Genomic DNA, 19,449 nt, shown 5'->3' on the forward strand with positions numbered 1-19,449 from the left:
GGTGCGGTAGGCGCGGCGGCCCGGTGGGCGGCATCGTCGGCGGGGCTGTCGGCGGGGCTGTCGGAACGGTCAACGGCGCGCTCGGGATCGATCCCGGCCGCCGCGCCTACCGCACCGACCTGCGCTCGCGCCGCGCCGTCCGGCATCACCGCCGCCACCGCCGCTGAAACGAGCGCGACGGCGCCGGGCCTGGCCCCGGTTCACGCCGGGCCCGGATCCTCGCTTAGGAAAATGCGACCTTTCACGGTTTCGGCCGTTGACACTTCACGAGCCCAAGGCCTGCGCGGTGTGCGGCCGGGACAGAAACCCAACCCGATCAAGGAATTCGAGACCATGAAGACACTGCTCATCGCCACGACCCTCATCCTTTCGCCGCTGGCCCTGTCGGTTGCTGCCCAGGCCCAGGGCACCGTTCGCGGCGCCGAGCGCGGCGTCGAGGACGGCAACCGCGCGGCCGGTCCGGTCGGCGGCGTGGTTGGCGGCGCCCTCGGCGCGGCGACCGGGACCGTCGGCGGCGTGCTCGGCGTCGATCCCGATCCGTCGCGCCGCGACCGCGAGGAGCGCCGCGAGGAGCGGATGGACCGCCGCGAGCGCATGGGCCGCTAAGCCCGGAGCGCGCGACGTGCGAACGGGCCGGTCACCTTCGGGTGGCCGGCCCTTTTCGTTGCGCGATCGCGTCGTGGGCGAGGAGATACAGGCCCGATCCGACGATGATCGCCGCGCCCAGCACGGTCCAGCGGTTCGGGACGTCGCCGAACAGCAGGAAGCCGAGGGTCAGCGACCACAGAAGCTGGGTGTAGAGGAACGGCGCGAGCACGTTGGCCGGCGCCCTCGCATGGGCCAGAATCAGCAGCCAGTGCCCGATCGTGCCGAACAGGCCGATCCCGACGAGCAGCGCCCACACCGTGAGCGAGGCCGGCTCGGTCCAGATCCAGGGCAGCAGCGGCGTCATCACGCCGATCCCCGCGAGACCGGAATAGACCATCGTGGTCGCAGTCGAATCGTGGGCCGCGAGTTTGCGCGTCGCCAGGATGTAGAGCGCGTAGCACAGCATGTTGCCGAGGCTGAGCAGCACCGCAGGATGCACGGTGCCGACCCCGGGACGCACGATCACCAGTACGCCGAGGAAGCCGACGGCGATCGCAGCCAGGCGTCCGCGGGACGACCACTCGCCGAGCAGCGGGCCGGCGAGCAAAGCCACGGTGAGCGGCGCCGCGAACTGGATCGATAGGGTCTCGGCGAGCTGGAGGTGGCGAAGCGCGAAGAAGTTGAGCGCCGTCGAGCCGAACAGCAGCAGCGAGCGCACCACCTGCAGGCCGAGGCGGCGGCTGCGCATTACCGTGGGCGTCGTCACCGGGTTCAGAAACACCGAGATCAGCGCCACGCTCACGAAGTAGCGCATGAAAGTGGTGAGTAGCGGGTCGACGCCGGCCCGGGCCAGCACCTTCGCCGACGCGTCGAGGCAGGCGAAGAACGCCAGCGTCCCGCACATCAGCGCGATGCCGACGAGGCGCCGCCGATCGCGTCCGGGCGCCACGTTCGCTGCGGGCATCGGGTCGGCTGGCGGCGTCGGGCCGGCAGGCATCGTTTCGTCGCGGAAAATCGTCTTGGACCTTCGGGCCGCCGGGATCGGCGAACCTTAATCGACGGCGCGGCCGGCCGGCACCCGCCCGGCCGCACGCGCGCCGTGCCGCCAGCGCGTGGTGCGAGGCCCGCCGTCGATCAGGCCCAGTCCTTGTCCCGCGAGAACGGCAGGATCGTCGCGGTCGAGGCCTGCGTGGCCGACAGTTTGGGTTTGGAGCCGCCGGCCTTCGGCTTGCGGTCGAGCCACACCTGCACCCAGTGCGGGTTTCGCCGGCTCCAGCCGCGTCGCGCGACCCAGGCGGGGATCGATGCCGTGCGTTCCATCCGACGTTCTCTCGCTCGACGGCCGCGGGGCCTCGGTCGTCTCACTTGAGCGAGAATGCGGACGCGCGCGATGGCTGTACGTCCCGAAGATTTGTCCCTGCGTCCACGTGTGGAGGAAGCGGCGTGTGAGAACGAGAGCGGCCCGCATCCGGGTGGATGCGGGCCGCTTCAGCGAACCTCGAAGGGCCGATGGTACCGAGCCTAGTTCTCCTCGTCGCCGGGCTCGAAGCTCTGCGGCGCGGTCTCGGCGCTGGCGACCGGGGTGGCCGCGCCAATCGTCGAGGGCACGTTCACGCCGTCGCGCTTGTAGATGTCGTCGCGGAACTGAACGAGGCCATCCGGCGTCGCCCACGCGGTGATGTAGGTCCAGTAGACCGGCACCGGCGACGACAGCGTGGCGTCGACGCGCTTGCCGCTCTCGATCGCCTGCTCGACCTGCTCGCGGCCCCAGCCGGGCGTGTCCTTCAGCAGCCACGTGATGTACTCGCGCACGTTCTGCACGCGCACGCAGCCCGAGGAGATGAAGCGGAAGTCGTCGCCGAACACGCCCTTGGTGTTCGTGTCGTGCATGAACACGCCGTAGGGGTTCGGGATGTTGATGCGCACGATGCCCATCGAGTTGAAGTCGGCGCCCGAATCCTGGCGGTAGCGGTAGCGCGTGCCCTCGTCCGAGTTCCAGTTCACCTGCGACGGCTGGATCTCGGCCTCGCCGGTGAAGATGCGGATCTTGTTGTCGGTGAGGTAGTTCGGATCCTTCTGCATCTTGGGGATGAGGTCCTTCTTCACGATGGAAGCCGGGACCGTCCAGAAGGGGTTGAAGTTGATCTGCGTCGCCTTGGTGTTCATGATCGGCGACTGGCGGTCGATCTTGCCGACGCCGGCGGCGTGCAGCGTCACGACCTGGCCGTTCTCGACGGTCTGAACCAGCGCCGCCGGGATGTTCGTGATGACGAAGCGGTTGCCGAGGTTGCCCGAGTAGGAGCGCAGGCGCACCGCGTTGATCTCGAGCTGGCGCAGGCGGATGTCGGCCGGCACGTTCATGGCCTGCTGCGTCGCCATGCTCATCGTGCCGGTCTGGCTCAGGCCGTGGCGGGCCTGGAAGCGCTTCACGCCGGCGGAGACGTAGGAATCGTACACGCCGGAATTGCCGGCCACCGGGTCGATGTCGCCGGTCACGATTAGGCGCTGACGCACCGCACCGACGACCGGGCCGCGGGCGCCGATGCGCAGGCGGTCGGCGCCGGACACCGGCTTCCAGCCGCCGCGGGAGACGATCTCCTTGTAGCGCTCGACCATCTGCTCGGTGGTGGCCACCGTCTGCGGCGATAGGATCGGCGTCGAGGAGCGCTGGACCTGCATCGCGGCGGGCGAGGCGTAGTCCTGCGCCCACTCGGCCTGGGCGTAGCCGGCTCCGGCGGCCTCACGCGCCGAGGCCGGGGCCGCGAGGGCGACGGTGCCGAGGAGCGCGAGGCTCAGGGTGGCGCGGGTGGTAGCCTGAATGAGCATCGTGGTGGCTCTGGTCCATGGATGGGCGAAGTGGAACCGGCGGTGTTCCGCCTGTTCCCTTGGGCCCAGGGTGTCCGGGTACGGTTAAGACTCCATGGCGACAGGGCTATATTGTGGCGCGCCGGTGCGAGCGCGCACATCACGAGCGCATGCGGCCTACGCGCCACAGCGCGAACGGCGCGTTTTAGGGGACCGGATAGGCGTCGTGCCCGACGGCCGCGTCGACGCGGTGGCGACGGATATCGGGTTCGTCGGCCTCGTCGCATGCGGCGTCGCGCTTCGGCCTTGATGTCGGGCGACATCTATCGCCGTGGCCATTCGCAGGCTTCTTCGCGAGCGCTTCGGTCTCGGCAGTCGTGAGGCGGCGCCCGGGGTGCGCCGTTAAGGTTACCGTTGGGTTGTCGCGGCGCGCTCCCCGGATCGGCGCTAGGATTGCGGCACGGGTCGCTGAGACGCCGGACGCGTTCCGAGATGGGACGGCACCGGCTCCGGCAGCGACGCAGGAGGTAGGATGAACGGGTACGACGTCACGTTCCGGGACGAGCAGGACTGGGTCGACTTCGGCCGCACCTACGTCACCTCGGAAGCCTTCCGGACCCTGTTCCACGACGGCATGGCCCTGGTGGAGGAGACGGCCGCCTACCTCGATGGCGAAGGCCGCGACGAGTCGCGCCTGATCTCGCGGGACGCGACCTTGTCCTACGCCTCCGAGAGCATGCGCCTGACGACCCTGCTGATGCAGATCGCGTCGTGGTTGCTGGTTCAGCGCGCCGTCTCCGAGGGCGAGCTGACCGCAAGCCAGGCCCTGCAGGAGAAGAACCGGGTGCGGCTCGCCGCGACCGAGGCGCCGAAGGCCGAGAGCTTCACGCTGCTGCCGGTCCGGCTCCAGAACCTCATCCTGCGCGCGCGCCGTCTGCACGCCCGCATCCTGCACCTCGACGGGCTGATCTCGGACGACCGCCCGACGCCGGTCGCAGTCGAGAGCCCGGTCGCGGCTCAGCAGAACCGCCTGCGCACGGCCTTCCCCGGCCTCCAGGCCTGACCGGCTCGGGCCGGAACGCAAAAAGGGCGGCACCGCGGTGCCGCCCTTTTCGTTTGCGCCCGGCGCGAGGCCGGGCATTCGATGACTACTTGCGGCCGACTACTTGCGGCCGACTACTTGCGGCCGACGAGGTTGCCGAAGCGCGAGGTGAAGCGCGAGACGCGGCCGCCGCGATCGAGCATCTTCTGCTCGCCGCCGGTCCAGGCCGGGTGCGTCAGCGGATCGATGTCGAGGTTCAGGGTGTCGCCGTCCTTGCCGTAGGTCGAGCGCGTCCGGTACTCGGTGCCGTCGGTCATCACGACCTTGATGAAGTGGTACTCGGGGTGCACCGTCGCGCCGGTCCTCTTCTCTTTGACGATGGGCGCGGGGGCGGAATTCGTTTGGGCCTTTACGGCCGGGCTCTTTGCCATGACGTGTCGTCCTCGACGGTGCACGAACTCCGGGAGCGCGGAGGGCGCGCCCGTAAGATCCGTGGGTTGAAACTCTGTGATCGGGCCGTTGCCACGAACCTCACGTTCGTGCGAACCGCTCATGCGATGCCGACGGCCCGTCTTGGCGGCCCGCGGCCATTGCACACGCGCAATCGGAAGAAGGCGCGCGTATACCGCAGGCTCCGGCCGCTCACAAGCACGCTTGTGGCGCGGACGAGGGACGAAACACCAGAGGCGTGATGGCCCGCAAGAAGAACCCGCCCGCCGAGGGTCGCGACAAGGCGCCGTTGAGCTCGCTCCGGCCGCTGATCCCCTTCGCGGCGGCCTATCGCGGGCGGATCGTCGCCGCCTTCCTGTCGCTGCTGGCGGCGTCCGGTGCGACGCTGACGGTGCCGATCGCCATGCGCCGGGTGATCGACCACGGTTTCTCGCCCGAGGGCGAGAGCATGATCAACGCCTACTTTCTGGCGCTGCTCGGCGTCGTCGCGGTGCTCGCCCTGTCGAGCGCCGCCCGGTACTACACCGTGGTGACCCTGGGCGAGCGGGTGGTGGCGAACCTCCGCAGCGCCGTGTTCCGGCAGCTGACGCTCCTCGACCCGGCCTTCTTCGACAAGACGCAGTCCGGCGAGATCGTCTCGCGGCTCACCGCCGACGCGACGCAGGTCAAGGCGGTGTTCGGCGTCTCGATCTCGATCCTGCTGCGCAACCTGTTCCTGTTCGTCGGCGCCGTCGCGATGATGGTGATCACCAGCCCGCGGCTCTCGGTGCTGGTGCTGGTGGCGATCCCGCTGATCGTGTTCCCGCTGATCGTTTCCGGCCGCGGCGTGCGCCGCCGCTCGCGCGCCGCCCAGGACCGCCTCGCCGACGCCTCGGCCTACGCCGCCGAAGCCGTCGGCGCGGTGCGCACGATGCAGGCCTTCGGGATGGGCGCGGCCACCGCCGACCGCTTCGCCCAGGCCTCCGAGAACGCCTACTCCGCGGCTGGCGAATCGATTCGCGCCCGCGCGCTGCTCACGGGCGTGGCGATCTTCCTGATCTCGGCCTCCGTCGTCGGGGTGATGTGGTACGGGGCCCAGGGGGTGCTCGCCCACACCATGAGCGCCGGGCAGCTGTCGCAGTTCGTGCTGTACGCGGTGTTCGGCGCGAGCGCGCTCGGCCAGCTCTCGGAGGTCTACGGCGAGCTCGCCCAGGCCGCGGGTGCTGCCGAACGCCTCGGCGAGATCCTGGCCGCCGTGCCGGCGATCAAGCCGCCTGCCGACCCGGTGCCGATGCCGGTGCCGGCCCGCGGCGCCGTCACCTTCGAGGCGGTGCGCTTCGCCTACCCGACCCGCGACACCACCGCGGCCCTCGACGGCTTCGCCTTCGCTGCGGCGCCGGGCGAGCGCATCGCCATTGTCGGTCCTTCGGGGGCCGGCAAGAGCACGGTGCTGCAGCTGCTCCTGCGCTTCTACGATCCGCAATCCGGTCGGGTGCTGGTGGATGGCGTCGACATCGCCCGCGTCGACCCGGAGGCCCTGCGCGCCCGCATGTCGCTGGTGCCGCAGGACCCCACGGTGTTCTCGGGCTCGGTCGCCGAGAACATCCGCTACGGCCGCCCGCATGCGAGCGACGCAGAGGTGCAGCGCGCCGCCGAGCTGGCACATGCCGACGGCTTCATCCGCGCCCTGCCCCAGGGCTACGGCACACCGGTGGGCGAGCGCGGCGTGACGCTGTCCGGTGGCCAGCGCCAGCGCGTCGCCATCGCCCGCGCGATCCTCAAGGATGCGCCGATCCTGCTCCTCGACGAGGCGACCTCGGCGCTGGACGCCGAGAGCGAGCGCGCGGTGCAGTCGGCGCTGGACGGGCTGATGCGCGGGCGCACGACCCTGGTCATCGCCCACCGCCTCGCCACCATCCGCGCCGCCGACCGCATCCTCGTCCTCGACGAGGGCCGCATCGTCGAGGAAGGCACCCACGAGAGCCTGCTCGCCCAGGGCGCGCTCTACGCGCAGCTCGCCGCGCTCCAGTTCACCGACGCGCTCGACGAGACTGCGCGGGGCAAGGAGCCGCGGGTGCGCGGGGTGAGCGTCTCAGCCGGCGAGTAGCGCCTTCGCCGAGGCGCGCTTCGAGCGTTCGCCCCGGGGGCTTTCCCGGTTCGTCGCGGCGACGCGACGCGCTAGATCGATGGCATGAGCCTCGACCTCGACCGCTTCCCGCGCCTTGCGCTGGTCCCGCATCCGACGCCGATCCAGCCGCTCAACGGGCTCTCGTCGGCCCTCGGCGCGGCGCTGAACGGCGTCCGCCTCTTCATGAAGCGCGACGACATCGCGTATGTCGGCGGGGGCGGCAACAAACTCAGGAAGCTCGAGTTCCTGCTGGGGACCGCGCGCTCCGATGGCGCCGACACCGTCATCACGGTCGGCGCCCTGCAATCCAACCATGCGCGCCTGACGGCCGCGGCGGCCGCGCGTGAAAACTTCGCCTGCGAGCTTTTCCTCACGCGCACCGTCCCACGGACCGACCCGGACTACACCGGCAACGGCAACCGCTTCCTCGACGACCTGTTCGGCGCCAGCGTCCACGAGTTGGCCGGCGACGCCGATTCCCTGGCGGCAGCCGAGGCTCGCGCCGCTGCGTTGCGGGCAGAGGGCCGGCGCGTCCAGGTGTTCCCGTCGGGTGGATCGAGCGCGGTCGGCAGCCTTGGCTACGCGGCGTGCGCCGAGGAGATCGTCGCGCAATCCGAGGCGATGGGTGTCACCTTCGCCCACATCATCACCGCCAACGGCAGCGCGGGGACCCATGCCGGCCTCGCCGCCGGGCTGTTCGCGATGGGGCGCGACCCGAAGCTTGCGAAATCCTACGCTGTGCTGGCGACGCAGGAGCAGGCCGAGGCCGAGACGCTGGCCAAGGCCAACGCAACCCTGGCGCTGCTCAAGCCCGGCGCGACGCTGGACCCGTCCGAGGTCGTGGTCGATGGCAGCCATCGCGGTCCGGGCTACGGCATCCCGACCGACGCGATGCGCGAGGCCGTCCGGCTGATCGCACGCACCGAAGGCGTGCTGCTCGATCCGGTCTACAGCGGCAAGGCCTTCGCCGGGCTGCTGCACGACATCCGGGCGGGTCACTACCGGCCGGGCGATGCGGTCCTGTTCCTGATGACCGGTGGCGTGCCGGGGCTATTCGCCTATCCGAGCGCGTTCGCCGAGGGCTGAGCGACCGTCAGCGCTCGGTCAGCTTCATCTCGATGCGCCGGTTCTTGGCGTAAGCTTCCTCGGTTGTGCCGGCATCGAGCGGCTGGAACTCGCCGAAGGCGCCGGCGAGCAGCCGCTGCGGCGGCAGCCCCTTGCTGGCGAGGTACTGGACCACGGCGATGGCGCGCGCGGCCGAAAGCGACCAGTTCGAGGGGAATTGCGCACTCGCGATGGGCCGCGCATCGGTGTGGCCGTCGACGCGCAGGACCCAGGGCAGGTCGGAGGGGATCTGCTTGGCGAGATCGAGGATCGCCCCGGCGATCCGATCGAGCTCCGGGCCGGCCTCCGGCTTGAGCGAGGCGGAGCCCGCCGGGAACAGCACCTCGGATTGCAGCACGAAGCGGTCGCCGACGACGCGGATGTCGGTGCGGTTGCCGAGGATCTGGCGCAGGCGCCCGAAGAAGTCGGAGCGGTAGCGCGCGAGCTCCTGCACCTTCTGCGCGAGCGCGACGTTCAGCCGGCTGCCGAGGTCGGCGATCCGGGCTTGGCTCTCGCGGTCCCGGCTTTCCGAGGCTGCCAGCGCATCCTCCAGGGCTGCGAGCTGGCGCCGCATCGCGCCGATCTGGTCGTTGAGCATGTCGATCTGCGACTGCGCCCGGCCGGCGGCGCTCCGCTCGGCCTGTAGCTGCTTGTCGAGGTCGCCTGCCTGGCCGCGATGCGCGGCGGACGCAGCGGCGTCGGCGCGGGCACGGTCGCGCTCGGCCTCGGCGGCGAGCAGGGTGTTACGCAACGCCTGCGCCGTCTCCTCCTGGCCGCGCCGGTTCGAGCGCTCCAGCGCCAGGAGGTCGGTGAGGTCGACGATCTGGCGGTTGAGCTTGGCCAGCACGGTGTCGCGCCCGGTCAGTTCCTGCGACAGGAAGAACTGGCCGACGACGAAGATCGTCAGCAGGAACACCACCGACAGCAGCAGCGTCGCCAGCGCGTCGACGTAGCCCGGCCAGACGTTGACGCTGCGGTCGCGGCGGACGAGACGAGAGGCCATCAGGCCCGCTCGCGTCCGAGCCGGTCGAGCACCTGCTTCATCTCGCGCTCGCGGCCGGCCTGGGCCTCGACCCAGTCGCGGATCATCTGCTGCTCCGCGCGCATGTGCTGGACGAGGCCCTGGATGCCCTCGGCGAGGTTGGTCATCGCCTGGGTCGCCGCGCGCCCGTTCGCGCCCTCCGAGAAGACGGCGGTGAGCCGCTCGACCGCCTCTTTCAGCGCCTCGGCCGCCGCGGGCTCCGGGTGCGCCTGGGCGAGGGCGGGTGCGGCCGCCGCCTCGCCCGAGACCAGCCAATCCTCCAGCTCGTTGTGGAAGCGGGCGTGGGCCTGCCCCGCCTGCAGGTCGAGGAAGCCGGTAATCAGCGAGCTCGCCAGGCCGAACAGCGACGCCGAGAACGCCAGCCCGATGCCGCTCAAGGGGACGGCGAGCCCGTTCTTCAGCTCGTCGAACATCACGCTGGCCTCGCCGCCGCCGCGCATCGACTTGATGACCGAGCCGACCGCGGAGAGCGTGTCGATCAAGCCCCAGAACGTACCGAGCAGGCCGAGCAGGATCAGGATGCCGGCGATGTAGCGCAGGATGTCCCGGCCCTCGTCGAGGCGCGCGGCGACGGTATCGAGGAACGGGCGGACGCCGGGAAGCGTCGCGCCTTCGCGCCGGGCCTGGATCGCCGGCACCAGCGGGACGACGAGGCTCGGCGGGCGCTTGGCCGCCTCGCCGGACGCGACGGCGTTGACGTAGGACGCCTCGCGGTAGAGCCGGATCACCTGCCCGAAGGCGAGCAGCACCGCGATCAGCAGCACGCCGAGGATCAGTCCGTTCAGGCCCGGGTTGGCCTGGAAGGCGGGGGTGATCTGCCGGAACAGGATGAAGGCGAGGAAGCCGACCAGAATCAGGAAGACCAGCATCCGGACCAGGTAGATACCCGGCTTCGCGATCGGCCTCGTGGTCGGACCCTCCGCCCTCGGGGCGGCGGGAAACGCGGTGTCGGAACGGGCGGCCATCGGTCGCGACTCTTCGGCAGGTGACGCGAGGGGAAGATGACGCGAGGCCGTCTCCCGAAGATGATCGGCGGCCTCGATCGAACAGGCCGGCACTGTGGCGTCAGCCTCCGGTGCGATCAAGCCGCGCGACTGTCGTTCCCGGCGTTCGAAGCCGCTAATCCCAGTCCCGAGGCCAGGTTTCCTCAAGGTGAGGCCCGAGGCGCACGGCCGAGACCCGCACGGCGAGGCCGGCGGCGTTGGTCTCCACGGCGATGCCGCAGAGCGTCCCCTCCCCTTGCGCCGTCTCCAGGCGGGCGCCCGGCGTCTTCTGCAGGAAGCGGCGCAGCGGCTCCTCCTTCTGCATGCCGAGCACCGAATCGTAGTCGCCGCACATCCCGGCATCCGTCAGGTAGGCCGTGCCGCCGGGAAGGATGCGGTGGTCGCCGGTGGGCACGTGGGTGTGGGTGCCGACGACGAGGCTGGCGCGGCCGTCGAGGAACACGCCGAAGGCCTGCTTCTCGCTCGTGGCCTCGGCATGCACGTCGACGATCACGGCGTCGGCGGCCTCGCCGAGCGGGCAGGCGGACAGCTCGCGTTCGACCGCGGCGAAGGGGTCGTCGAGCGCGTCGATGAACAGCCGCCCCATCACGTTGACGACGAGGATGCGGGCGCCGGCGCGGGTCTCGACGATGGTCGCGCCGCGGCCCGGCGTGCCGGGCGGGTAGTTCGCCGGCCGCACGAGCTTGGGCTGGCGGGCGATGAAGACCAAGGCCTCGCGCTGGTCGAAGGAATGGTTGCCGAGCGTCACCGCGTCGGCGCCGGCCCCCAGGATCTCGTCGCAGATCGATTCGGTGATGCCGAACCCGCCGGCCGCATTCTCGCCGTTGACGACGACGCAATCGAGCCGCCAGCGCTCGCGCAAGGACGGGAGCCGGTCGGTGACGGCCTTGCGGCCGGGGCGCCCGACCACGTCGCCCAGGAAGAGGAGGCGCATCGTCAGAGGTCTTTGCTCAGGGGAACGAAGCCGGCCTCGGTGACGAGGTGGTCGAGGGGGCGGTCGTGCGGCTCGGCCGGGACCCGGTCGATCTCCTGGACCGAGAAGGCGATGCCGACGGTGAGCACCGGCCCGTTCCGCGAGAGCCGGGCGATCGCCTGGTCGTAGTAGCCGCGGCCGTAGCCGATGCGCTGGCCGCGCCGGTCGAAGGCCGCCAGCGGCACGATCAGGGCTGTGGGGTCGAGGGCCGGCAGGTCGTCGCGCGGTTCGCTGAGGCCGAAGCGGCCGGCGACCAACGCCTCGCCGGCGCGCCACTCGCGGAACACCAGCCCGTCCGGCGTCACCTTCGGCAGGGCGACCCGCTGCCCTCGGGCGAAGAACCGCTCGATCAGCGGGTGCGGATCGACCTCGCTGCGGATCGGCCAGAACGCGCCGACGAGGGCGGCGTCGGCGAGGCCGTCGACCGTCAGAACGTGCTCGGCGATCGCAAGCGATCCGGAGCGCCGGGCATCCGGGTCGAGGGCGTCGCGCCGGGCGAGGGCTTGGCCGCGCAGGGCGGCCTTGTCGGAGGAAGTCGAGTGCGGAGCCACGTGAGCCGTTGGAGGATCGATCCCGGGAAACCTACAGTGTAGGTGGGCGCCGTGTTGACCAAGTCCAGGGACGAGGCCAGGGACAGCTCCCGGGGGAGTCGATAAGGCCCCGGGGAAAGTGCTCCTGACGGACTCTGCAGCCCCGCACAACCCATGTAGCGGTGCGACCCCCGTCGCGCCAGGGGTCGGCGGCGCCGGCTCCTGCGATTTCAGCGGCCGAGCATCGTGCGCAGCCGCGGCGAGCGCGCCGAGCCGTCGATGCATTCCAGCCTGGCGGACCGGTTCAGGGTGTGGAGGCGCGTGCCGGGCCAGGCCGGGCCGGCGGTGAGCCGGGTCTCGACCGTCTGCGCGTAGCCGTCGGCGTCCAGGCGGTCGATCCGCGCGAGCGCGAGGGCGCGGCCGTAGCCCTCGGTGCAATCCTGGATCGGTCGGATCAGCGCGCCGCCGCGCGCGACGATGCGTCCGGCCGGACGCGCCGAGGCGACGTCCACCAGCACCGGGTTGTGGGCGTGCGGCGTCCAAGGCCCGCGGAAATCCGGGGCCGACCAGAGGTGGAGCGCATCCGAGTAGGAGCCGCTGCCGAGCGCCGCCCCGAGCGGCGCGTCGCGGACCGTCGCGAACATCCACCACAGGCCGCCGTGCTCGACGAGCGTCGCGTCGCTGGCCACCACTCCGGACACCAGCGTCGCCTCCTTCACCCAACCGCCGGGGAAGGCGGTGGCGCGGTAGAGCTCGATCGTGCCGGCGCTGCCGGTCTCGGGCACCATCCAGGCCTCGCCGTCGCGCACGAAGACGAACGGGTAGGACAGGTGATGCGCCTCCTCCAGCACCGGCACCGGCACGCCGATCGGCCCATCGGACCCGACCCGAACCGCCGAGACGATGCCCTTGGCCAGCGCGTGAACGTAGTCCTCGACGAACAGCCAGGTCTCGCCGCGATGGTCGAGGGGGAACGGGTCGGCGTAGAAGCGCCGGCCGTCGTCGGGCAGCGTGGTCCAGCCGGCGTCGGGGTGGCGGCGCAGGTCGATCACATCCGGCCCGCCGGCGAGCCGGCGCCAGCCGACCCGCCAGTGCGGGGCATGGTAGCAGAGGTGATACAGCCGCTGCGCGATCGCGTGGGCGAGGATGCGCCCGGTCCGCGCCAGGATCTCGCGGGCGGGAAGCTCGGCCGGCGGCGCGTCGGCGTCGGCTCGGATGGGGCTCGGCTCGCGGCGCCCGGCGACGGCGGCCGACAGCAGCGACACCGTGCGGAACAGCGCGTCGTCGAAGGAAGTCAACATCACGCCGCGACGCTCGGTGCCGGTGCGGCCCGACGCGACGACCCGGCTTCCGTCCGAAAATGCGATCCCCGGCGCCCGCCCGTCCAGCAGGCTGGCGAGGAGGCCCGCCTCGCCGGCGCAACCGTCGAAGGTCAGCCGCCAGATCGCATCGGCCGCCTCGGATTCGACATCGCCGCAGAGGTCGAGGATCAGGTCCGGGCGGGCGCGCCCCGCCTGCGGCCAAGCCGACAGGTCGGCGGGCGCCGAGGCGCCCGAGCGCGGCAGGCGGTGGATCAGCGATTCCAGGGAGAACAGCAGGTCGGCGTTGGCAGGCCATACGTCCGACCCGGGACGGGCATCGATCTCGATCGCCTCGACGCCGGGCAGGCCGGCGACCCGGCGGAGCAGCTGCGCCTGCCAAAGCCGCGGCCTCCGACCATCGAGACGCAACCTCAGACGCATGCCGCCGACCGATCTTTCTGAGACATGCCCTCGAACGCAGCGTGGGCGCTGGGCGGGATCGGCGTCCAGCGCCAATCCCGGATGCCCGACGCGACCCGCCATCGCGATCTATCACTAATTTTGTAACCGAGACGATAACCGGAAAAACAGAGCGGGCGGCTGATCTAGATTAACCCTCGCCGCAAGAATCGATCCCAGAAGCTGCGCCCCTACGCAGTCTTGAGGGATTTTCATTCACTTGCGCGCAACTTGCACTGTCAGGTCGCACGTCCATAAAAACGACCCCATTCGAGACGACGGTGTCCGACGGTGGAACAGCTGAACAGAAACCTCGCCGTCTCGGCCTGGATGGAGCCGATGGTGCCCGAGCGCGCCGCGCCGTCCAAGCCGGAGACGACGGCCGAGCTCGGCGACCTGTGGCGCATCCTCGCCCGACGCTGGAAGATGATCCTCGGCACGGCCGCCGTCCTGGGCCTGGCGGCGCTGGCCTACGCCGTCGTGACGCCCTCTCTCTATACCGCGACCGCGCAGCTCCTGATCGACCCGAGGGACCGCATGGTCGTGACCAACGACATCAACCCCGGCGCGCTCGCGCCCGACGGCGGCGTGACGCAGGTCGAGAGCCAAGTCCGCGTGATCGAATCCGACACCGTTCTGTCGCGCGCCATCGCCGAGACCGGGCTCGACAAGGATCCCGAGTTCGGCGCGGCCAAGGGCGGAGCCGTCGCGGGCGCCGCTCGCTCCCTGCGCGAGCTCGTCACCGGGCCGCAGCCCGAACGCCTGGTCGACGCCCGCGGCCAATCCCTCGACCGGCTCCGGCGCAAGCTCGCTGTGAAGCGCGCCGACAAGGTCTTCGTCGTCGACGTCATCGTCACGACCACCGACCCGGACAAGTCGGCCCGGATCGTCAACGCCATCGCCAAATCCTACCTCTCCGACCAGAGCGAGGCCCGGGCCGAGGGTGCCAAGCGCGCGGCGGGCGAGCTGCGCGGCCGCCTCGACGACCTGCGCGCTGCCGTCAACCAGGCCGACATGCGGCTCGAGGACTACAAGGCGAAGAACGGGCTGATCGCATCGAGCGGGCGCCTCGTCGGCGAGCAGCAGCTCACCGACAGCAACGCCCGCGTCGTCGCGGCCCGCACCCGCACGGCCGAGGCCCGCGCCCGCCTGCAGGGCGTCAAGGATGCCCGCGGCCGGCCCTTCGCCGCCGGCGCGACGCCGGAGGCGATCCAATCCTCGGTGATCGACCGCCTGCGCGGCCAGTACGCCGAGCTCGCGAGCAAGGAGGCGGACCTGCGCACCAACCTCGGCGAGCGGCACCCCTTCATCGCCGCGACCCGGGCGCAGATGCAGGACGTGAAGCAGCTGATCGACAGCGAACTCGGGCGCATCGCGCAAGCCGCGGAAGCCGAATACCAGCGGGCGCAGGCCAACGAGCGCACGCTCACCGCGGACCTCGAGAAGCTCCAGAAGCAATCCGCCGTCAGCGCGCAGTCGAGCATCCGCCTGCGCGAGCTGGAGCGCGACGTGGAAGCGAGTCGCTCGGTCTACAACAACTTCCTGGTGCGCTCGCGCGAGCTGAAGGAGCAGACCGGGATCGATACCACCAACGCCCGCGTCATCACCTGGGCGCGGCCGCCCGCCGATTCCTCGTGGCCGCCGCGGCTGTTCCTGGTGCTCGCCGCCTCGCTTGCGGGCCTCGGCCTCGGCACCGGCTTCGCCCTGGTGCGGGAATATGCCGAGCCGACGGTGCTGTCGCAGCGCCAGCTCGAACGCCTTTCGAACGCTCCGGTGGTCGCGACCCTGCCGCGCCTGCGCCGGGGGGGCGACGGCGCCAGCGCGTCGGCGGCGGGCTTCACCCTCGACCACCTGCACGAATCGGCCGACGGCGGCCGCTCGATCAGCATCCTCGTCACCTCCGGCGAGGCGGAGGACGCCGACCGCAAGGCGGTGATCGACCTGCTCGCCTCCGTCGCCGTCGCCCGCGGCGAGCGCGTGTTGATCGTCGACGCCGACATGCGCATCGATGATTCGCAGGTCGGCGGCCTCCTCGACGTCTTGCGCGGCGAGCAGAGCCTGAACGCCGTCGCCCGCCTCGACCCGGCCACGGGCGCGCGCCGGATCGGCATGGGCGACGCGCAGAAGCCGGTGCGCGACGCGTTCCTGCGCACCAACGTCGAGCGTTTCCTCGCCGGGGTGAAGGGGCGCTACGAGCTGGTGATCCTCGATGGCGGCGTGCTCTCCGAGAACCTGCGGATCGGGCCGGTCGCGGCCGCGGCGGACCGCCTGCTGCTGATCGTGCGCAACGGCGCCACCCGCCAGCGCGACCTCCTGAACCTCGTCGGCACGTCGGAAGCCCTCGGTCGGCCGGTCTCGGGCTCGCTCCTGCTCGATGCCCGCGCGGCGAGCTGAGGCGGCACCCGTGACCCGGGCCTGTCGCTCCGCGGCGACAGCCGGCTCCGTGCGCCGGACGCCGCAAGCGTTCCCGTTGCCGTCGCTCGTGGGGTTCGAATCCTGGGCCTTGGTGGCGCTGGCGCTCGTCACCTGGGGCCTGTCGGGTGGGATGCTCTGGGTGCTGGGCATCAACTACGACGGCATCACCGGCTCGGCGGCGCAGAAGGTCCACCCGGCGAGCTATCTCGCGGTCCTTCTGTTCGGCTGGACGATGCTGCGATCCGGCAACCCGGTGATCGCGGTGGCGGCAGCCGGCGAGCGGCGGCCGGCCAGCGTGCTGCTCTGCCTCGTCGGATTCGGTCTGCTCGCCTTCATCGCTTCACGCAACGGCACTGGGCTCGCCGGCTCGATCGACACCTACGTGCTCACCGGCCTCGTCGTGATCCTGATGGCCGACCGGGACGCGATCACCATGCGACGCGTGGAGATCGCGGTGCACGCGGTGATGGTCACGAACGCCTTGCTCGGCCTCTTCGAGTTCGCAAGCGGCCAGCGCTTCTTTCCGTTCCGCATGGACGGGCAGGCCTTCGACACCGACACGCGCTCGGCCGCGCTGCAGGGGCATCCCCTGTCCAACGCGACGCTGACCGCCTGCTACATCCTGGCGCTGTTCAACGGCGGCGGCCGGTTGCGGCCGACGACGCGGGCCGGGTTCATCGTCCTGCAGCTCGTGGCCTTGATCACCTTCGGCGGACGCTCGGCCACGGTGGTGACGCTGGCCTTCGGCAGCGTCTTCGCGGTGGTCGCCCTGAACCGCACCCTGCGCAACGGGCGGGTGCCGCTGCTCGGCGCGGCGATCGCCGCCTTCGGGTTGACCATGGTGCCGATCGTGGTCGGCGGCCTCGCCGTCGGCGGCTTCTTCGACGCGCTGCTGGAGCGCTTCGTCTCGGACGGCGGCAGCGCCAACGCCCGGGTCGAGATGCTGGCGATCTTCGACGCGATCCCGTTCCGCGACCTGCTCGTTGGGCCTGACCCGTCGGTGGTCGACACCCTGCGCCGGATGTACGGGCTCGAATGGGGCATCGAGAACCCGATCGTGCGCAGCCTGCTCTACAACGGCGTCGCGATGACGGTGCTGCTCATCGTCGCCATCGCGCTGTTCCTCTACGAGGTGGCGCGCCAGTGCCGGCACGGCGTGTTCCTGCCGATCCTCGCCTTCGTGGTGCTGATCAACACGTTCGAGAGCATCGGCGGCAAGACGACCATGCTCGCCAAGTTCGCGCTGATGCTGCTGGTGCTCTACCCGCGCCGACCGGTCACCGCCTCGGCGTCCCCGGCATCGCCAAGCCGAGCGCCGCGATGATCGCGGGATCGATCCGGTGGGCGTCGTCCATCAGGCCGAGCCCGTCGAACAGGTTCCAGAACGCCCAGGCGAAGCCCGCCGCCTCCGCCGCCTCGCGCACGTCGCGGATGTAGCGGGCGCGGTCGGGCGCACGCGAGGCGACGTAGCGCGCATCGCTCTTCAGGGCGCCGAACTCGCCCATCAGGATCCGCCCCGGCGGGATGCCGTAGAGGTCGGCCCAGGTGCGGATGTCGACGAGGTTGCGGTCGAGGTAGCCGCGGTCCGGGTCGGCGGCGAAATACTCCTTCAGCTTCGTCTCGGTCACGGCGTAGGCCGCTGCCTTGTCCGTCTCAGAGGTTTGGGCGTCGGCGCGCATGCGGGCTCGGACCGCCGCGAGGGTCTCCTCCAGTTTCCCGGCGCGGGCCGGCCAGGGCACGTCGTTCAGCGCCCGGTAGATCGGCTCGTCCTTCATCCACGGCGCGCCCTGGTGCGAGAACAGGTACGGCTCGTAGAAGTGGAAGGTGAAGAGCACCGGGTCCAGCGCGGTAAAGGCCGCGGGATCGAGTGCGGTCAGGCCCGCGCCCATGCCGCCGCAGGCGCCGGTCGCAACCAGCGTCAGGGACGGCGCCGCCTTTCGCGCGGCGCCGAGGAGGGCCTCCTGCACCCGGTTCCAGGCCACCGCTCCGCAGGCCTGCGGAGGCTCGTTGACCGGTTCCAGTGCGAGGCGGCCGGGCGCCCGGGCGCCGAAGCGCCGCGCCAGCTCGACGACCACGTCGCGGTAGGCGGAAAGCAGCGGCGCCGTCGCCGAGCCGTAGAACCGGTCCGGGTTGTAGTGGTGCGTCGCGGCGTTGGCCTGGACGTTCAGCACCAGGGAGAGCCGGCTCGCGAGGATCAGGTCGACCGCCTCGGACAGGATGCCGAACAGCCGCTCGCGTTGCGCCCCGGCAAGGGCGGCGAACGGGCCGGGATCGATCGGCAGGCGCACGAAGTCGAACCCCGCTTCGGCCAGCCGGCGCAGGTCGTCGGCATTCGGCACCGGCCGGTCGGGCTGGAACGGCGGCCAGGCGTAGTCGGTGCGCGGCGCCGGGAACTCCTGTGTCAGCGAGAACCAGGGCCACAGGCTGATGCCGCGGCGCAGGACCAGCGGCTCGGGCGGCGCGGCCCTGGCCGGACCGGCGAGCGTCAGCGCCACGGCGCCACCGATGACCGCACGGCGGTTCGCATCCATCGTCAGGCGACCCCGTCCGCCGCCGTCACTCTCGGGCTTCCCTCGACGGGATCAGGAGCATCGACGCCGAGGGGGCGCGTCCCGTCCGAAACCGGCTCGGAGGATGGCGGGTAGCCGCCGAGCCGGCGCACCTCTCGCTCGTAGGCGGCGAGGATGTCGCCCCACGAAAAGTCGGCCGCCCGCCGCCGGGCCGCCGCCCGGGCCGCGGCGCGGGCGGCGGCGGCGCCCTGCTCGCGCTGGCGAAGACCAAGCTCGTCGGCTCCCTGGCCGGGAAGTTCGCCATCGCCGCGCTCGTCGGCCTCGGCCTCGCATGGCCCCTCGTCGCCCTCGGCATCCTCGGGATCGCGGTGGCGATCCTCTCGATCCTCAGCTGCGACCCGGCCGGCATCGAGAGCTGCGACTGCATCCGGCCGAACGCCCGACGCGCCCGCCTGCGGCGGCTGATCGCGGAGCGCCGGGCCTGGCTCGCCGCGCCCTCCGGTGCGGCACCGCGCATTCGCGATGCTCGATCTCCGCAGCGGGCTTGGCGATCCGCGAAACCGAAGCGACGATCCGACGTCCGGCGGCCTTGACCTTCCCACCGTGGGAAGCCCCATCTCTCCTCTTATGCTGAAAGCCGACTCCGACACGCTCACCCCGATCGCCCTCGAGGCGCACGCGACGGAGGCCGTCCGAACCGTCGCCCTCCCCGTCCTCGGGATGACCTGCGCCTCCTGCGCCGGCCGGATCGAGGCGGCGTTGCGGGCGGTCCCCGGGGTCGCCAGCGCCTCCGTGAACCTTGCCACCGAGCGGGCCAGCGTCACCGTCGCGACTGGCGTGCCGGCCGCGTCCCTCGCCCGCGCCGTGACGGATGCCGGCTACGACGTCGGCACCGAGACCCGCGACTTCGCCGTCGCGGACATGACCTGCGCCTCCTGCGCCGGGCGGGTCGAGGCGGCGCTGCGGGCGGTGCCCGGGGTTTCGCAAGCCTCGGTGAACCTCGCCACCGAGCGGGCGCGGGTGACGGCGGCGGCCGGCGTCGTCGCCGACGCGGACCTCGTCGCGGCGGTGGCTGAGGCCGGCTACGATGCGACGCCGGCCGCGCCTGCGGGCCGGCCC

The 19,449-nt window shown here is 71.4% G+C and carries 18 protein-coding genes and 1 other RNA gene; 7 read left to right on the forward strand and 12 right to left on the reverse strand.

Features of this window, described 5'->3' with window-relative positions; translation table 11 throughout:
- Positions 1 to 333 precede the first annotated feature (333 nt).
- On the forward strand, positions 334 to 606 hold the full coding sequence (locus FV229_RS17310; RefSeq protein ID WP_147753150.1) for a hypothetical protein: 273 nt from the start codon (positions 334 to 336) through the stop codon (positions 604 to 606).
- 31 nt (positions 607 to 637) lie between these two features.
- On the opposite strand, the gene FV229_RS17315 is transcribed toward FV229_RS17310, so the two are convergent.
- The 3 genes from FV229_RS17315 to FV229_RS17325 all read right to left on the reverse strand — a co-directional run bounded on the left by FV229_RS17315 (position 638) and on the right by FV229_RS17325 (position 3,414).
- Positions 638 to 1,552, reverse strand: a complete 915-nt coding sequence (locus tag FV229_RS17315) for a DMT family transporter (RefSeq protein ID WP_238271377.1) — start codon at positions 1,550 to 1,552, stop codon at positions 638 to 640.
- Between the two features lie 170 nt (positions 1,553 to 1,722).
- On the reverse strand, positions 1,723 to 1,908 hold the full coding sequence (locus tag FV229_RS17320) for a hypothetical protein (protein WP_147753152.1): 186 nt from the start codon (positions 1,906 to 1,908) through the stop codon (positions 1,723 to 1,725).
- 201 nt (positions 1,909 to 2,109) lie between these two features.
- Complete coding sequence (locus tag FV229_RS17325) at positions 2,110 to 3,414, reverse strand: L,D-transpeptidase family protein (protein WP_147753153.1); 1,305 nt, start codon at positions 3,412 to 3,414, stop codon at positions 2,110 to 2,112.
- A gap of 511 nt (positions 3,415 to 3,925) precedes the next feature.
- On the opposite strand from FV229_RS17325, the gene FV229_RS17330 reads away from it, so the two are divergent.
- Positions 3,926 to 4,456, forward strand: coding sequence for a DUF1465 family protein (locus tag FV229_RS17330; protein ID WP_147753154.1), 531 nt, complete (start codon positions 3,926 to 3,928; stop codon positions 4,454 to 4,456).
- Between the two features lie 113 nt (positions 4,457 to 4,569).
- Here the strand turns inward: FV229_RS17330 and rpmE are convergent, their stop codons facing one another.
- The gene (rpmE, locus tag FV229_RS17335) at positions 4,570 to 4,815 is read right to left on the reverse strand and encodes a 50S ribosomal protein L31 (RefSeq protein ID WP_147753167.1); all 246 of its coding nucleotides are present in this window, start codon (positions 4,813 to 4,815) and stop codon (positions 4,570 to 4,572) included.
- Positions 4,816 to 5,126: 311 nt separating this feature from the next.
- On the opposite strand from rpmE, the gene FV229_RS17340 reads away from it, so the two are divergent.
- Both FV229_RS17340 and FV229_RS17345 read left to right on the forward strand, forming a co-directional pair.
- Positions 5,127 to 6,971 carry an ABC transporter transmembrane domain-containing protein gene (locus FV229_RS17340; RefSeq protein ID WP_147753155.1) on the forward strand — a complete coding sequence of 615 codons (1,845 nt, stop codon included), beginning with the start codon at positions 5,127 to 5,129 and terminating at the stop codon, positions 6,969 to 6,971.
- Between the two features lie 84 nt (positions 6,972 to 7,055).
- A complete protein-coding gene (locus tag FV229_RS17345) occupies positions 7,056 to 8,078 on the forward strand; it encodes a D-cysteine desulfhydrase family protein (protein ID WP_147753156.1) in 1,023 nt (340 codons plus the stop codon).
- A gap of 7 nt (positions 8,079 to 8,085) precedes the next feature.
- On the opposite strand, the gene FV229_RS17350 is transcribed toward FV229_RS17345, so the two are convergent.
- The 6 genes from FV229_RS17350 to FV229_RS17375 form a co-directional block, all read right to left on the reverse strand.
- Positions 8,086 to 9,099 (reverse strand): peptidoglycan -binding protein, encoded by a 1,014-nt coding sequence (locus FV229_RS17350; RefSeq protein ID WP_147753157.1) that lies wholly within the window; start codon positions 9,097 to 9,099, stop codon positions 8,086 to 8,088.
- Positions 9,099 to 10,007: a MotA/TolQ/ExbB proton channel family protein gene (locus FV229_RS17355; protein ID WP_246688230.1), complete on the reverse strand. Its 909-nt coding sequence runs from the start codon at positions 10,005 to 10,007 to the stop codon at positions 9,099 to 9,101. Before FV229_RS17355 ends, FV229_RS17350 begins: the two co-directional genes overlap by 1 nt.
- A 250-nt stretch (positions 10,008 to 10,257) precedes the next feature.
- A complete protein-coding gene (locus FV229_RS17360) occupies positions 10,258 to 11,076 on the reverse strand; it encodes a TIGR00282 family metallophosphoesterase (RefSeq protein WP_147753159.1) in 819 nt (272 codons plus the stop codon).
- A 2-nt stretch (positions 11,077 to 11,078) separates the two neighbouring features.
- Entirely contained in the window at positions 11,079 to 11,666 is a 588-nt protein-coding gene (locus FV229_RS17365) for a 5-formyltetrahydrofolate cyclo-ligase (protein WP_147753160.1), read from the reverse strand.
- A non-coding RNA gene (gene ssrS / locus FV229_RS17370) (6S RNA) lies at positions 11,656 to 11,812 on the reverse strand. Before ssrS ends, FV229_RS17365 begins: the two co-directional genes overlap by 11 nt.
- 63 nt (positions 11,813 to 11,875) lie before the next feature.
- Positions 11,876 to 13,387 (reverse strand): formyl transferase, encoded by a 1,512-nt coding sequence (locus FV229_RS17375; protein WP_147753161.1) that lies wholly within the window; start codon positions 13,385 to 13,387, stop codon positions 11,876 to 11,878.
- A gap of 309 nt (positions 13,388 to 13,696) precedes the next feature.
- Between FV229_RS17375 and FV229_RS17380 the strand changes: the two genes are divergently transcribed.
- Complete coding sequence (locus FV229_RS17380; RefSeq protein ID WP_147753162.1) at positions 13,697 to 15,799, forward strand: exopolysaccharide transport family protein; 2,103 nt, start codon at positions 13,697 to 13,699, stop codon at positions 15,797 to 15,799.
- Positions 15,800 to 15,875: 76 nt separating this feature from the next.
- A complete protein-coding gene (locus tag FV229_RS17385; protein ID WP_147753163.1) occupies positions 15,876 to 17,144 on the forward strand; it encodes a VpsF family polysaccharide biosynthesis protein in 1,269 nt (422 codons plus the stop codon).
- Here the strand turns inward: FV229_RS17385 and FV229_RS17390 are convergent.
- Together FV229_RS17390 and FV229_RS17395 are read right to left on the reverse strand one after the other, a co-directional pair.
- On the reverse strand, positions 17,098 to 18,351 hold the full coding sequence (locus FV229_RS17390) for a cellulase family glycosylhydrolase (protein WP_147753164.1): 1,254 nt from the start codon (positions 18,349 to 18,351) through the stop codon (positions 17,098 to 17,100). The genes FV229_RS17385 and FV229_RS17390 overlap by 47 nt on opposite strands.
- A gap of 2 nt (positions 18,352 to 18,353) precedes the next feature.
- Positions 18,354 to 18,947, reverse strand: coding sequence for a hypothetical protein (locus tag FV229_RS17395; protein WP_147753165.1), 594 nt, complete (start codon positions 18,945 to 18,947; stop codon positions 18,354 to 18,356).
- A gap of 10 nt (positions 18,948 to 18,957) precedes the next feature.
- Between FV229_RS17395 and FV229_RS17400 the strand changes: the two genes are divergently transcribed.
- A partial coding sequence (locus tag FV229_RS17400) for a heavy metal-associated domain-containing protein (protein WP_147753166.1) occupies positions 18,958 to 19,449 on the forward strand: 492 nt, incomplete at its 3' end.

Source organism: Methylobacterium sp. WL120 (assembly GCF_008039465.1).
Lineage (GTDB): Bacteria > Pseudomonadota > Alphaproteobacteria > Rhizobiales > Beijerinckiaceae > Methylobacterium > Methylobacterium cerastii.

Bases quoted from the DNA above. Each gene is read 5' to 3' on its own strand.
- FV229_RS17325 (WP_147753153.1), bottom strand. From the start codon at position 3,414: ATGCTCATTCAGGCTACCACCCGCGCCACCCTGAGCCTCGCGCTCCTC.
- FV229_RS17360 (WP_147753159.1), bottom strand. From the start codon at position 11,076: ATGCGCCTCCTCTTCCTGGGCGACGTGGTCGGGCGCCCCGGCCGCAAG.
- FV229_RS17345 (WP_147753156.1), top strand. From the start codon at position 7,056: ATGAGCCTCGACCTCGACCGCTTCCCGCGCCTTGCGCTGGTCCCGCAT.
- FV229_RS17350 (WP_147753157.1), bottom strand. From the start codon at position 9,099: ATGGCCTCTCGTCTCGTCCGCCGCGACCGCAGCGTCAACGTCTGGCCG.
- FV229_RS17390 (WP_147753164.1), bottom strand. From the start codon at position 18,351: ATGGATGCGAACCGCCGTGCGGTCATCGGTGGCGCCGTGGCGCTGACG.
- FV229_RS17395 (WP_147753165.1), bottom strand. From the start codon at position 18,947: ATGGGGCTTCCCACGGTGGGAAGGTCAAGGCCGCCGGACGTCGGATCG.
- FV229_RS17330 (WP_147753154.1), top strand. From the start codon at position 3,926: ATGAACGGGTACGACGTCACGTTCCGGGACGAGCAGGACTGGGTCGAC.
- FV229_RS17315 (WP_238271377.1), bottom strand. From the start codon at position 1,552: ATGCCCGCAGCGAACGTGGCGCCCGGACGCGATCGGCGGCGCCTCGTC.
- FV229_RS17340 (WP_147753155.1), top strand. From the start codon at position 5,127: ATGGCCCGCAAGAAGAACCCGCCCGCCGAGGGTCGCGACAAGGCGCCG.
- FV229_RS17355 (WP_246688230.1), bottom strand. From the start codon at position 10,007: ATGCTGGTCTTCCTGATTCTGGTCGGCTTCCTCGCCTTCATCCTGTTC.
- FV229_RS17375 (WP_147753161.1), bottom strand. From the start codon at position 13,387: ATGCGTCTGAGGTTGCGTCTCGATGGTCGGAGGCCGCGGCTTTGGCAG.
- FV229_RS17320 (WP_147753152.1), bottom strand. From the start codon at position 1,908: ATGGAACGCACGGCATCGATCCCCGCCTGGGTCGCGCGACGCGGCTGG.
- FV229_RS17310 (WP_147753150.1), top strand. From the start codon at position 334: ATGAAGACACTGCTCATCGCCACGACCCTCATCCTTTCGCCGCTGGCC.